The sequence below is a fragment of the Pseudochrobactrum asaccharolyticum genome (genome assembly GCF_003314995.1).
In the GTDB taxonomy this organism is placed as follows: Bacteria; Pseudomonadota; Alphaproteobacteria; order Rhizobiales; family Rhizobiaceae; genus Pseudochrobactrum; species Pseudochrobactrum asaccharolyticum.
Map to the genome: position 1 here is coordinate 847,716 of NZ_QNRH01000002.1, position 13,111 is coordinate 860,826.

Below are 13,111 nucleotides of genomic sequence, written 5' to 3' on the forward strand. Positions count from 1 at the left end.
CTGCGCCGTATAGTTTCTCTGGTTACAGGTACAAAAAACCGGCACAGAGGCCGGTTTTTAAGAACTCAGATGTCATAGCAATCTTTGGTGTGCCAAGTCGGCACATGGCATTTTATCAGGCATCCAGACCGTCAAACAGAGCGGTGGAGAGGTAGCGCTCGGCAAAGGATGGAATGATAACGACAATGTTTTTGCCTTTGTTTTCCGGACGCTTACCGACTTCCACTGCAGCTTTAAGCGCTGCTCCGGAAGAAATACCGACCGGAATACCTTCTACACGGGCAATCTGGCGTGCATAGGCGAAAGCATCTTCGTTCGCGACCTGAATGATTTCATCATAAATGCCGGTATCTAGCGTTTTAGGTGCAAAACCCGCGCCAATGCCCTGAATTTTATGCGGGCCCGGATTGCCACCGGAAAGCACAGGCGAATCTTTCGGTTCAACCGCAACCACTTTGAAAGACGGTTTACGGGCTTTCAGAACTTGTCCGATGCCGGTGATGGTGCCGCCGGTGCCGATACCGGAAACCAGAATATCAGCTTCACCATTGGTATCATTCCAGATTTCTTCTGCCGTTGTTTTGCGGTGAATTTCCGGATTGGCGGCATTTTCGAACTGTTGCGGGATGATAGCATCCGGATTACCGGCGGCGAGTTCCTCAGCCTTGGCAATCGCCCCCTTCATACCTTTGGCACCCTCTGTCAGCACCAGTTCTGCGCCAAGCAGCTTCAGGAGCTTGCGGCGTTCAACCGACATGGTCTCAGGCATAGTAAGAATCAGGCTGTAGCCTTTGGCAGCAGCAGCAAAAGCCAATGCGATACCGGTATTGCCGGAGGTTGGCTCAATGAAAACGGTTTTGCCCGGAACAGCTTTGCCTTCTGCCTCGAGGCTTTCAATCATGGCCAGACCAATACGGTCTTTGACGCTTGCCAGCGGATTGAAGAATTCAAGCTTAACGAGAAGATTAGCGACAACGCCGTTTTCACGGGCGAATTTATCCGCGCGGACAAGCGGAGTATTGCCGATTGTTTCAACAATAGAAGAATAAATACGGCCGCGGCCTGGCTTGTTAGAATCGCTCATACCAAATCTCCTGATCTTTTCGCAAATCATAGGGCCTGATGGCTCAGGATTATAGAAGCAGGCTTCCAGATTATGCGGTCAAATTAGAATAATATTCTATCAAATTGAAAATTTAGAATTATTTTATAGCCAAATGATGACGGTCATCGTTTGCCACGCATTACCGGTTCCAAAATTTACAATGAAACTGAGGAATTGGATCACAAACATTTTTGATTGCAATCAATGTAATTTCTACTGTCAATTCTTAGATAAATAATATGAAGTGCTGCTCAGCTATTGTTTAGCAGACACTGTAAGAAGGAAGGGCGAAAAATGTATAAGCATATTTTAGTGGCAACAGATGGTTCAGATCTTGCCAATAAAGGTCTGGAGCAGGCGATTGGTCTGGCCAAGGAGCTTTCCGCTAAAATCACAATTCTGACGGTGACAGATCTGTTCCCAAGCTATGGCATTGTCGTAGCGCCGGGTCTGAGCACATCGCCGGAAATTTTTGAAGAATACCGTACTTCCATGGCAGAACAGGCAAAAGCCATTGTGCAGCAGGCGATTGGCAAAGCCCGTGATGCGGGTGTGATTGTTGAAGGTCTGCATATTGAAAACCAGTCACCGGCTGTCGGTATTGTTGAAGCTGCAGAGACCCATCAGGCTGAACTGATTGTTATCGCTTCGCACGGCCGTCGCGGTGTAAACAAGCTGCTGCTCGGCAGTCAGGCTGCAGAAGTTTTGTCTTTGAGCAAAGTGCCGGTGCTGGTTGTAAAGTAACCGTTCCGTATCTTTGTTGAAGGTATAAAAAAACGGCGCTTACTAGAGCGTGTTGCGTTTAATCGTACCCACTGCGCTCGCTCTAGATTCTTTTAATTATCGCATGTTCGCGGTAGCTCAAATGAATACATTTGAGCGCGACATGCTTTAGCAGTTTCAGAAAAAGTGGAAGCCGGTTTTTCGTTTGAAACTGCGTTTATATATTGAAAAAGGCGGCTTTCTGAAGAAAGCCGCCTTTGCCGTTTTCTTTTTAAGTATGATTACATACCTTTGGACTTCGAAAAACGCTTACGGTCATTCGGGTCCAGATAGAGTTTACGCAGACGGATGGATTTCGGTGTTACTTCCATCAGTTCGTCATCCTGAATCCAGGACAGAGCGCGTTCCAGAGTCATGCGGATCGGCGGAGTCAGCTTAACAGCTTCATCCTTACCGGATGCGCGCATGTTGGTCAGCTTCTTGCCTTTCAGCACGTTGACTTCCAGATCATTGTCGCGGGTATGAATACCAACGATCATGCCCTGATAAACTTTGGTACCGGCATCGATAATCATCGGACCGCGGTCTTCAAGGTTGAACATTGCATAAGCAACCGATTCGCCCTGATCATTGGAGATCAGCACGCCGTTGTTGCGTCCGCCGATTTCACCTTTGTGCGGCTGATATTCGTGGAACAGACGGTTCATGATCGCTGTGCCGCGTGTATCAGTCATCAGTTCAGACTGGTAACCGATCAGACCGCGGGTTGGTGCGAAGAACACCAGACGAACGCGGTTACCGCCGGATGGGCGCAGCTCAACCATTTCCGCTTTGCGTTCAGACATTTTCTGAACAACAGTACCGGAATATTCTTCATCAACGTCGATAACAACTTCTTCTACCGGTTCCAGCAGGTTGCCGTCTTCGTCTTTGTGCATCACAACGCGCGGACGCGAAATGCTCAGCTCAAAACCTTCACGACGCATGTTTTCGATGAGAACAGCAAGCTGCAATTCACCGCGGCCGGAAACGTAGAACGAGTCTTTGTCTTCGGATTCTTCAATGCGCAGGGCAACCGAACCTTCAGCTTCTTTGAGCAGACGGTCGCGGATAACACGGCTGGTAACTTTGTCACCTTCAGTACCGGCCAGCGGGCTGTCGTTCACGATGAAGGACATGGTAACGGTTGGCGGATCAATCGGCTGAGCCTTCATGGCTTCATTGATTGACGGGTCGCAGAATGTGTCTGCCACAGTACCTTTGGAAAGACCGGCAATCGCAACGATATCGCCTGCAACGCCTTCTTCAATTGCTGTACGTTCCAGACCACGGAAAGCGAGAATCTTGGAAATACGGCCGTTTTCCAGCAGTTTACCGTCCTGACCGAGTACTTTTACAGCCTGGTTCGGCTTCAATGTACCGGAATGAATACGACCGGTGATGATGCGGCCGAGGAACGGATCAGCTTCCAGAATGGTACCGATCATCGAGAACGGACCTTCGGCAACCTTAGGTGCAGGAACGTGCTTAACGATCAGATCGTAAAGCGGAGCCAGACCCTGATCGCTTGGACCTTCCGGATTTTCTGCCATCCAACCGTTACGGCCTGAACCGTAAAGGATCGGGAAGTCGAGCTGTTCGTCAGTCGCATCCAGTGCTGCAAACATGTCGAAAACTTCGTTGATCACTTCTTCATGACGGCCATCCGGACGGTCGATCTTGTTGATCGCAACGATAGGACGTAAGCCCAGCTTGAGAGCTTTACCAACAACGAACTTGGTCTGAGGCATCGGGCCTTCAGCGGAGTCAACGAGAACGACAACGCCGTCAACCATCGAGAGGATACGCTCAACCTCGCCACCGAAGTCGGCGTGGCCCGGAGTATCGACGATATTGATGCGGGTATCTTTCCAGACAGCGGAAGTTGCCTTGGCAAGAATGGTGATGCCGCGCTCGCGCTCGATATCACCGGAGTCCATCATGCGTTCTGTGACGCGCTGATTGTCACGGAATACACCGGACTGTTTCAGAAGTTCGTCAACCAGGGTCGTTTTGCCGTGGTCAACGTGTGCGATGATCGCGATGTTACGCAATTGCATTGATTATCACTCTGAATAGGGGGTTGGGACGCCCAGGACAAAACCGAGTGAACGCCGCAGATAATGGGGCGCTCTTACAGGTTTTTCGTCAATTTTAAAAGGGGGAGGGCTGATTTTAGCATATCGCATATCTCAAACCTGCTGTGCACTGACTGCATAAAAACCTGTAAGCGCCGTTTTTGAAGAATAAAACGGCCGGAAAACACCGGCCGTTTGGGGTGTTAGAGCGCATTCCGAAAAGTGTGAAGTGGTTTTCGGATAGAATGCGCGTAAAAACAAAAGCTAGAGCGGTTTCAACGATTCAACATTAACTGAAACCGCTCTAAAGCAGGGTTCCGGTGAGGAAAATCACCGCAACGCTGAAATAGATGATCAGTCCCATGACATCGACGAGCGTGGCGACAAAGGGAGCCGAAGCGCTGGCCGGATCGAGCCCGAGGCGCTGGAGAATGAATGGCAGCATGGAGCCGGAGACCGAACCGAACAGCACAATGCCGATCAGCGCGACGCCGATAGTAATGCCGATCAGCACCCAATGCTCGCCGTAATCATAGAGACCGGTTTTTTGCCAGATAGCGATGCGGACAAAGCCGATCAGACCGAGCATTGAGCCCAGTGCCAGACCGGTTGGTATTTCGCGCAGTGCGACGCGCCACCAGTCGCCGAGTTTGAGGTCTTGCAGCGCAAGTGCGCGGATCAGCAAAGAGGTAGCCTGCGAGCCGGAGTTGCCGCCCGAGCTCATGATCAGCGGAATGAACAGCGCCAGCACGATGGCTTTTTCCAGTTCGACTTCAAAATGCTGCATTGCACTGGCGGTCAGCATTTCACTCAGGAACAAGATACAGAGCCAGCCGCCGCGTTTGCGCAGCATTTCAAAGAAGCCGATCTGCATATAAGGCTTGGTGAAAGCTTCCATACCACCGAATTTATAGGCGTCTTCTGAGGTCTCCTCGGTCATGGCATCGAGCACGTCATCCACGGTAACAATACCGAGCAGATGATGCTGTTCGTCGACGACAGGGATAGCCAGAAGGTCGTGTTTGCGGAACAGGCGGGAAACTTCTTCCTGATCCATCAATGGTGGTACGGTTAGCGGTGTCTGGTCACGCCCGACTTCCGCAATGCTGGCCTTCGGGTCTGCAATGATGAGACGACGCAGTGAAACCACATATTTCAGGATGCGGGTTGCCGGATCTTCCACATAAATGGCGTAGACTGTTTCACGCGAGCGCTCGACCTGACGGATATGCGCCAGTGTCTGCTCTACAGTCCAGGTGGTTGGCACTGAGATAAATTCAGTGGTCATCAGACCACCGGCTGTATCTGTCGGATAGCCCATCAGTTTTTTCAGATTGGCTTTGGTTTCCGCAGACAGGATTGCAAACAGCCGGTTGCGCGACGGCCAGTCCATATCATGGAAGATATCGGTGGCGCGGTCAGCGGACATGCCGTTCAGGATTTCTCCGGCATGGGCAGTGTCGAGGCTGTCGATAATCTGTTCGGCATAATGCAGTTCCGGCTGATCAAGCAGCAAGACGGCCTGATCTGTGGACACTGCGCGGAATAAAGCCACCTGATCGTCGAGGTCGAGTTCGTTAATCAGCTCAACGGCATCGCCGGTGTGCAGCTGGCCAACCTGCTCAAGCAGGGCGGATATTGCTAGATTGGTTGTATCGAGGGCTGCACCATAGGTGCCGGTATTGTTGTTCATTGGTTTGCCTCTCTGTCGATCCGCCGTCATGACAGACCGTGACAAACCAACCGCCTTCTGCGATCAGGTCAGGGCTGCCGATGACGGCATAAACAATCGACTGTGACTGTCGCAGGGCATAAGAGTAAAACTCCGGTTAAAATCAGACCAACGGGTCTTCCCGTGCTTTTTGTGCTGTTGAGCGGGGGATGTCAACCCTGCCGGAGCGTATCCCGAAAAGTGGGAACCGGTTTTCGGAATAAGATGCGCGTAAATAAAAGTATAGAGCATTTCCAATAATCCAATCTAAACGGGAAATGCTTTAGTGGATTGAATTTGACGTTTGACTTCCGACCGACACCCACGGGATGCAAATGTCGGAATAAGACCACTCGGATCGCTTCTGTTTTCAAAAAGACCTGTCTGATTTTATCGTTGTTCAGAAATTTTAGGCGTAACCGGATGTTCTATCGTCTGGCTCAGAGGCAGTTTGAACCTGTTCCACATGATATAGCTGATTAATGACAGTAATCCCATCAGCGGCAACAAAGTTGACATAGCAATCACGGGATCGCCCATTGAGGCGGAGAGTATGCCGCCGACCAGACCGCCGCCCATCTGGAAAAAGCCCATTAAGGCCGAGGCCGAGCCTGCAATCTGCGGAAACGGTGCCATGGCCGCTGTGGTCATTTGTGGCGTGAGGAACGCGATACCCATCACATAGAGCCCCATTGGCAACATGACCCGCAAATAGCTTGGTTCATAAATGCGCAGCATGACAGCAAGCAGGATACTGGCCGAACAGGTGCAGAGCAGGCCGATACAGGACATTTGAAACACGCTCAGCCGGTGCATCATCAAGCGGTAGATAATCCCGCCTGAAATATAGAAGGCGGTTTGCAGCAGCATTCCCATGCCAAACTGACTTGGCGATAAGCCAACGCGGGACATCAGAATAAAAGGCATGATGGTTGCGGACGTATAAAGGGCACCGGTGGCACCGGTCAGTACCAGACTGGCCAGCAGGAAATGCGGGGTTTTCAGCAGGCTGAAATAGGATTTGATCAGGGTTTTCGGACGGATGCGGGACGGATCAGGATTGCCTGTTTCCTGTACAAAGAGCAGCATGATGGTAATAACCACGATACCTTGCAGGATCATGACCATAAAAATCGCATGCCAGCCGAAGAATTCCAGTGTCAGTCCACCGAGTGTCGGGCCGATAGCAGGGCCGACAGACAGGACAATGCCGATCAGATTCATAACCCTTGCCGACTTGTCGCTGGTAAACAGATCGCGGACAATCGCGCGGGACATGGTGACGCCGACCGCTGCGCCCACACCCTGTAGTAGCCGTGCCAGCACCATAATCTCAATTGTCGGTGCCAGTAGTGCCAGCACACTTGCCGCCAGATAGACGGACATGAACAGGATCGTAATCGGCTTGCGTCCGTAGCCGTCGGAGAGGGGGCCGCAAATCAGCTGGGCAAAGCAGAAACCACCGAAATAGGCAGTGAGTGTGAGTTTGACTGCAGATTCCGTGGTGCCGAAAGCGGTCACAATGTCCGGCATTGCCGGTGTGTAGAGTGACATGGCCAGCGGCCCGATCGCCGAGAGAAAACCACCGATAATACCGACGCGGCGTTCGGACATGATGACCAGAGGAGAGGCTTTTTCGCGAGGCGATGAATCGGGCATAGCGGCATGCTTTATGGTTGGATTGTAATCGAGCGGGAAAGCAGATCAGCTTTTCCGGTTTTCCTGATTGATTTCTCTTAAATGTGCGCGGATTGTCATCAGATTGCCCATGAATTTTTCCCATTCCTCAGGCGGCAATGCGCGTGAGACTTCAGCAATGGTTTCAAGAGCAATGTGCTTTAAAGCATCGAGTACGGGTACAGCGGACTCATTGAGAAAAATCAGCTTGGCACGGCGATCATCGGGATCAGGCTCACGGCGCAAAAGCTGACGGTTCTCCAGCCTGTCGAGATAACCGGACAGGGTCATCGCTTCAATATTCATACTTTCAGCCAGTGCAACCTGACGGGCAGGCTGATAGCGCGCCACATGCACCAATGTCCGTGACTCAAAAGCCGTGAGCTCAAGACCTGCAGCAACGATCTTGCGTTCGCGCTCAAGACTGAAGAGGCGGCTGATATCATAGACCAAAAAACCGAAACTATCGGGATTATAGGATTTTCCGGAAAACATAGTAAGGTTTCCTTATAATAAGTTCTATTTACTATTTATGTTTCGCGCGGTCAATTATCCTTATAAATCACTTGTGGCGGATAAGCGGGCTGCTTAAATGTTTGAAATGTAATTTTGCAAACCGGAGATCGTGAGACATGCCGCAGGACAATCAGATGACGCCAGCAAATGAAGCACTCAGCCAGTGGAGCGGCCCGCTTGGTCTGCCGGATTTCAGCAAGTTCACTGATGCTGATTTTAAAGCAGCTTTTGATATTGCTCTGGAAAAAGACTGGGCAGATGTGGAAGCGGTTCTGCAAAACCCGGATGCGCCGACAATTGAAAATACTTTGAAAGCTTTGCAGCTTTCCGGTCGCGAGCTTTCGCATATTGCTGCAATTTTCTGGATGCGTGCCGGTGCGCATACCAACGAGGTTATTCAGGCGCTGGAACGTGAGGTTGCGCCGAAAATGTCCCGCCATCACTCGCGCATCATGATGAATGAAGTGCTGTTCGCCCGCCTTGATGCGCTTTATCAGAACCGTGCCAGCCTCGGGCTGGATACGGAAACACTGCGGGTGCTGGAAAAAAGCTGGAAAGGTTTTGTGCGCAATGGTGCCAAGCTGAATGCACAGGACAAGGCACGGCTGGCTGATATTAATGAAAAGCTTGCCGGTCTCGGTGCGGGTTTCGGCCAGAATGTGCTGAAGGACGAGGCATCATGGGCGTTGTTTATCACGGATGAGGCCGAGCTTGCCGGTTTGCCGGAGCAGTTGCGGGCTGCGATGAAAGCGGCAGCTGAAGAGCGCGGTCGTGAAGATGCCTGGGCGGTTACACTGTCCCGTGCAATTGTGGAGCCGTTCCTGACATTCTCCTCTGTTCGCCATTTGCGTGAAAAAGCCTATCAAGCATGGGCAAAGCGTGGTGAAAATGGCGGAGAGACTGACAATCGTGCCTTGGTAACAGAGATTGTCAGTTTGCGAGATGAAAAGGCAAAACTGCTGGGCTATGCAAATTTCGCTGCGTTCAAGCTTGATGACACAATGGCCAAAACGCCGGATGCGGTGATGGAATTACTGCTGCCGGTTTGGGAAAAAGCCAAACAGCGCGCATCGGAAGAACAGGCTGATCTGGAAAAGCTGATTGCCGGTGAGGGGCAGAACCATCCTGTCGCCGGTTGGGACTGGCGCTATTATGCAGAAAAACTGCGTGCCGAGCGTTTCGCTTTTGATGAAGGCGATCTCAAACCTTATCTGCAGCTCAATAAAATTATCGAAGCGGCTTTTGAAGTTGCAACCCGTCTGTTCGGCCTGACATTTAAAGAGCATCAGGGCATTCAGACATGGCATCCGGATGTGCGTGTGTGGGAAGTGTTCAATGCGGATGGTTCACGACGCGGCCTGTTCTTAGGTGATTATTTTGCCCGTCAGAGCAAACGCTCGGGCGCATGGATGAGTGCATTGCAGTCGTCACATCGTCTGGATGCTGGCCAGCAGCCGATTATTTATAATGTGATGAATTTAGCCAAGCCGCCTAAAGGCGAGGTGGCGCTGTTGTCGCTCGATGATGCACATACGCTGTTCCACGAGTTTGGCCATGCCCTGCACGGATTGCTGAGTGATGTGACATGGCCTGCGATTTCCGGCACTGCCGTCTCGCGTGATTTTGTCGAGCTGCCATCCCAGCTCTATGAACATTGGCTGACAGAGCGTCCGGTGCTGGAGAAATTCGCCACACATTATAAAACCGGTGAGACAATCCCGCAGGATCTGATTGATAAGGTGCTGAAAGCTGCCACGTTCAATGCCGGTTTCAACACTGTGGAATTCACCTCATCGGCGCTGGTGGATATGGCTTTCCATACCAGTGACAAGCCTGTGACTGATCCGCTGACTTTTGAGGCAGAGGTTTTGAAAAAGCTGGATATGCCGGAAGCGATTATTATGCGCCATCGTACACCGCATTTCCTGCATGTGTTCAGTGGTGACGGATATTCTGCCGGTTACTATTCTTATATGTGGTCGGAAGTACTGGATGCCGATGCGTTTGCGGCTTTTGAAGAAAGCGGCGATGTCTTCAATGCTGATCTGGCAGAAAAGCTGAAGACACATATTTACGCGGCGGGTGGTTCCAAAGATCCGGAGGAGTTGTACAAAACATTCCGTGGCCGGATGCCAAGTCCGCAGGCGATGATCGAAAAGCGCGGCCTTTAGAGCGCCGTGTGCCAGACCTGGCACACAAAGGTCGCTCTAACACTTTAAAATTAGAGCATAATTTTACCTTAAACTGTTTCAAGTTTAAGGAATTATGCTCTCGTAAATAGAAAAAGCCCCTGCAAATTATGCAGGGGCTTTTATTTTTAGAAACTGCCGAGCTTGATATCCGGCGAATATTCATGACCTTCAACGGTCTTGGTTACGGCCTGACCGCAATACATTTTCTTCTCTTCAGCATTGTAGCTGTGGCTTGGTGAACCATAGAGCATCCAGCCTTTGTTCAGGGCTTCGGTAACGCGATGACAAAAAGAAGAATCATCTGGTCCGGTCAGAAAACGATAAAGCTGCATGGAAAACTCCTGTAGTTTGCAGAAAGAAGAATCAGCGCACACGCGCTAGAGCGGTTCCCGTAAGATTGAATCATTGGAACCGCTCTATCTATTTGTTGTTACGCACATCTTAGTCCGAAAACCGCTTCACACTTTTCGGGATGCGCTTTAGAATACGTTCGGCCTGACGAATATGTAATTGCTCGACCATCGTGCCATTCAGAGAAATGGCACCTTTGCCAGCATTTTCCGGCAGATTAAAAGCAGCAATTACCTGATTTGCCCATGCGGCTTCTTCGGCAGTTGAGGAATAGCTGTTTAAAGCTGTTTCAATCTGGGAGGGATGGATCAGAGTTTTTCCGTCAAAACCCAGTATGGCACCTTGTTCACACTCGGCAGCAAAACCGGCCTGATCCTGAAAATTATTATAAACACCGTCCAGCACATCAATACCGCCCGCACGGGCTGCGAGGATAACCTGCATCATCCATGGCAGTAATGCACTACGCTGGTTGGTGGTTTTTACACCGGTGCTCAGGGCAATATCATTCGTGCCGATAATGAAGCATTTGAGGCGCGCCGCGGATTTTTGTGCCAGTCGGGCAATTTCATCCGCATTGAGAATACCGCGCGGGGTTTCAATCATTGCCCAGATTTCTAAGTTCTCCGGCGCATCATCATGGTCGAGCTGGCGGGCAACATCGATAATCTGCTGTGGAGTCTCTGCCTTTGGCAGAACAACAGCCTGTACACGAAGTCTAGCAGCCAAACGCAGATCATCCTGCCCCCATTCTGTGCTGAGACTATTGATACGGATGGCCTGAGTGATTGTGACTTGTCCCTGTTCCTGAAAGTGACGGCGCAGATTTTCACGCGCCTGCTGTTTTATTTCCGGAGCAACGGAATCTTCAAGATCATAGATAATGGCATCAGGATGCAGTGTTGTGCTTTTGGCGAGCGCTTTCTGATGACTGGCCGGTACATAAAGAACAGCACGGCGTGGCTTATAAAGTGACATTCAAAATTTTTCCTTGCACAAAAAGGTTCGCGTATTTTTTAGTCGTCGGAGGCTGCCCAAAAGTACAGAATATTGTTTGTATTGAATGCCATAAGCAATCAATGAAATATTGCTGGTTATCGGCACCGATAAGGCGATTTTCGGCATGGTGCGGCACTTCGCTTGGATTTTACCTCTTCTCAGGCCTTTGACTCTGCAAAAAGCTGGTGTAAAGCACAATGAGAAAACGCATTTTGACTTATAGGTTTGTAGACCGATGGAAAAATTCACCAAGCTTACCGGCGTTGCCGCTCCGTTGCCGATCATCAATATCGATACGGATATGATTATCCCTAAGGATTATCTGAAGACAATCAAGCGTACAGGTCTTGGTAAAGGTCTTTTCGCGGAAATGCGCTTCAATGAAGACGGTTCGGAAAATCCGGATTTCGTTCTGAACAAGCCTGCTTATCGCAATGCACAGATTCTGGTTGCCGGCGATAACTTCGGTTGCGGCTCCTCACGTGAGCATGCGCCTTGGGCTTTGCTGGATTTCGGTATCCGCTGCGTGATCTCAACCTCTTTTGCAGATATCTTCTATAATAACTGCTTCAAGAACGGTATTCTGCCGATCAAAGTTTCTCAGGAAGATCTTGATAAGCTGATGGATGACGCCTCCCGTGGTGCCAATGCCACTTTAAGCATTGATCTGGAAAGCATGACAATTTCCGGCCCTGACGGTGGTTCGATCGGTTTTGAACTGGATGAGTTCAAACGTCATTGTATGCTGAATGGTTTGGACGATATCGGTCTGACAATGGAAAAATCGGACAATATTTCAGTTTTCGAAAAGAAAGCTTCTGCTAACCGTCCATGGGCTTGAGCCGTTTAAAACCGGTCTCTCTTGGCATTTATTCTTTAAATGCCTATATAATGTCAGAAACCACGCTGCAGATGGCTGTTAGCGTGGTTTTTTTATGGGATACTTTTAGATCACCTGCTGGGTTATCAGCAGGACAGAAAGACAGGAACAATGGTTCAGACTGATCTGAGCGGAGACTGGGCAACACGGCTTGCCCCGTCTATCGATGAATTACAATCACTGGCACTGAATGCTTATGCGCATATGCCAGATGATTTTCGCGCGCTCAGCCCGCAGATCCGTATTGAAGTTGCAGATTTTCCTGATGAGCAAGTCATGGAAGATCTGGATCTTGATACGCCTTATGACATTCTCTGTCTTTTTGAAGGATGGGGTATTGGTGAACGCTTTCATTTGCGCGCTCAGGAAGGTCCGGAACTGCTGACTCTCTATAGACGGGCGATTCTGGATTATTGGAGTGAGCATACTGAAACACTTGGTGAGATTATTAGCCATATCCTGCTTCATGAAATCGGACAGAGTTTAGGCTTGTCGGAACTTGAGATGGAGCGTTTCGGCAGCGAACATTAAAATACAGTCTGCATACTCTATATATAGGGCATATAATACCGTGCTACGGCACATATAGAGAAGTCGGCTAAATGAATGTGCTTGGCATTTTTGCCTGTGGAAAGAATCTTTTCGATTTAGGCATTTTTCTTAGTTTCCCGTGTTGACAGTTTGGCTTGGTGGGGTCTATATGAGCTCAACAACGAGGGCGGCGGCGCTGCTAGCGGCAGAGAGTTTCGCCCTTGAGATTGGTTGATTGAGAGATTGGCTAATCGCTAAAGCACTGAAAAGATTGAGAGATTGATTTAGTGTTTACGAGATTTTAAGGTT

General features: G+C 50.0%; 11 protein-coding genes. 4 read left to right on the forward strand and 7 right to left on the reverse strand.

Annotated elements, in window-relative coordinates:
* Positions 1 to 115: 115 nt before the first annotated feature.
* Complete coding sequence (gene cysK / locus DFR47_RS08450) at positions 116 to 1,084, reverse strand: cysteine synthase A (RefSeq protein WP_113943900.1); 969 nt, start codon at positions 1,082 to 1,084, stop codon at positions 116 to 118.
* Positions 1,085 to 1,399: 315 nt separating this feature from the next.
* On the opposite strand from cysK, the gene DFR47_RS08455 reads away from it, so the two are divergent.
* Positions 1,400 to 1,849: a universal stress protein gene (locus DFR47_RS08455; RefSeq protein ID WP_113943901.1), complete on the forward strand. Its 450-nt coding sequence runs from the start codon at positions 1,400 to 1,402 to the stop codon at positions 1,847 to 1,849.
* Positions 1,850 to 2,109: 260 nt separating this feature from the next.
* On the opposite strand, the gene typA is transcribed toward DFR47_RS08455, so the two are convergent.
* From typA to DFR47_RS08475, 4 genes are all read right to left on the reverse strand, one after another.
* The gene (gene typA / locus DFR47_RS08460; RefSeq protein WP_113943902.1) at positions 2,110 to 3,927 is read right to left on the reverse strand and encodes a translational GTPase TypA; all 1,818 of its coding nucleotides are present in this window, start codon (positions 3,925 to 3,927) and stop codon (positions 2,110 to 2,112) included.
* A 322-nt stretch (positions 3,928 to 4,249) separates the two neighbouring features.
* Positions 4,250 to 5,638 carry a magnesium transporter gene (mgtE, locus tag DFR47_RS08465; protein WP_113943903.1) on the reverse strand — a complete coding sequence of 463 codons (1,389 nt, stop codon included), beginning with the start codon at positions 5,636 to 5,638 and terminating at the stop codon, positions 4,250 to 4,252.
* Between the two features lie 408 nt (positions 5,639 to 6,046).
* Positions 6,047 to 7,315 (reverse strand): multidrug effflux MFS transporter, encoded by a 1,269-nt coding sequence (locus tag DFR47_RS08470; RefSeq protein ID WP_113943904.1) that lies wholly within the window; start codon positions 7,313 to 7,315, stop codon positions 6,047 to 6,049.
* A 45-nt stretch (positions 7,316 to 7,360) separates the two neighbouring features.
* Entirely contained in the window at positions 7,361 to 7,828 is a 468-nt protein-coding gene (locus DFR47_RS08475; RefSeq protein WP_113943905.1) for a MarR family winged helix-turn-helix transcriptional regulator, read from the reverse strand.
* A gap of 155 nt (positions 7,829 to 7,983) precedes the next feature.
* On the opposite strand from DFR47_RS08475, the gene DFR47_RS08480 reads away from it, so the two are divergent.
* Positions 7,984 to 10,020, forward strand: coding sequence for a M3 family metallopeptidase (locus tag DFR47_RS08480; protein WP_245416486.1), 2,037 nt, complete (start codon positions 7,984 to 7,986; stop codon positions 10,018 to 10,020).
* 146 nt (positions 10,021 to 10,166) lie between these two features.
* Here the strand turns inward: DFR47_RS08480 and DFR47_RS08485 are convergent, their stop codons facing one another.
* Positions 10,167 to 10,373: a DUF1737 domain-containing protein gene (locus DFR47_RS08485; protein WP_022709608.1), complete on the reverse strand. Its 207-nt coding sequence runs from the start codon at positions 10,371 to 10,373 to the stop codon at positions 10,167 to 10,169.
* A gap of 109 nt (positions 10,374 to 10,482) precedes the next feature.
* On the reverse strand, positions 10,483 to 11,370 hold the full coding sequence (locus DFR47_RS08490) for an HpcH/HpaI aldolase/citrate lyase family protein (protein WP_113943907.1): 888 nt from the start codon (positions 11,368 to 11,370) through the stop codon (positions 10,483 to 10,485).
* A 256-nt stretch (positions 11,371 to 11,626) separates the two neighbouring features.
* Between DFR47_RS08490 and leuD the strand changes: the two genes are divergently transcribed.
* Positions 11,627 to 12,232: a 3-isopropylmalate dehydratase small subunit gene (gene leuD / locus DFR47_RS08495; RefSeq protein WP_113943908.1), complete on the forward strand. Its 606-nt coding sequence runs from the start codon at positions 11,627 to 11,629 to the stop codon at positions 12,230 to 12,232.
* Positions 12,233 to 12,382: 150 nt separating this feature from the next.
* Entirely contained in the window at positions 12,383 to 12,802 is a 420-nt protein-coding gene (locus DFR47_RS08500) for a metallopeptidase family protein (RefSeq protein ID WP_113943909.1), read from the forward strand.
* Positions 12,803 to 13,111 lie beyond the last annotated feature (309 nt).

Bases quoted from the DNA above. Each gene is read 5' to 3' on its own strand.
- cysK (WP_113943900.1), bottom strand. From the start codon at position 1,084: ATGAGCGATTCTAACAAGCCAGGCCGCGGCCGTATTTATTCTTCTATT.
- DFR47_RS08455 (WP_113943901.1), top strand. From the start codon at position 1,400: ATGTATAAGCATATTTTAGTGGCAACAGATGGTTCAGATCTTGCCAAT.
- typA (WP_113943902.1), bottom strand. From the start codon at position 3,927: ATGCAATTGCGTAACATCGCGATCATCGCACACGTTGACCACGGCAAA.
- mgtE (WP_113943903.1), bottom strand. From the start codon at position 5,638: ATGAACAACAATACCGGCACCTATGGTGCAGCCCTCGATACAACCAAT.
- DFR47_RS08470 (WP_113943904.1), bottom strand. From the start codon at position 7,315: ATGCCCGATTCATCGCCTCGCGAAAAAGCCTCTCCTCTGGTCATCATG.
- DFR47_RS08475 (WP_113943905.1), bottom strand. From the start codon at position 7,828: ATGTTTTCCGGAAAATCCTATAATCCCGATAGTTTCGGTTTTTTGGTC.
- DFR47_RS08480 (WP_245416486.1), top strand. From the start codon at position 7,984: ATGACGCCAGCAAATGAAGCACTCAGCCAGTGGAGCGGCCCGCTTGGT.
- DFR47_RS08485 (WP_022709608.1), bottom strand. From the start codon at position 10,373: ATGCAGCTTTATCGTTTTCTGACCGGACCAGATGATTCTTCTTTTTGT.
- DFR47_RS08490 (WP_113943907.1), bottom strand. From the start codon at position 11,370: ATGTCACTTTATAAGCCACGCCGTGCTGTTCTTTATGTACCGGCCAGT.
- leuD (WP_113943908.1), top strand. From the start codon at position 11,627: ATGGAAAAATTCACCAAGCTTACCGGCGTTGCCGCTCCGTTGCCGATC.
- DFR47_RS08500 (WP_113943909.1), top strand. From the start codon at position 12,383: ATGGTTCAGACTGATCTGAGCGGAGACTGGGCAACACGGCTTGCCCCG.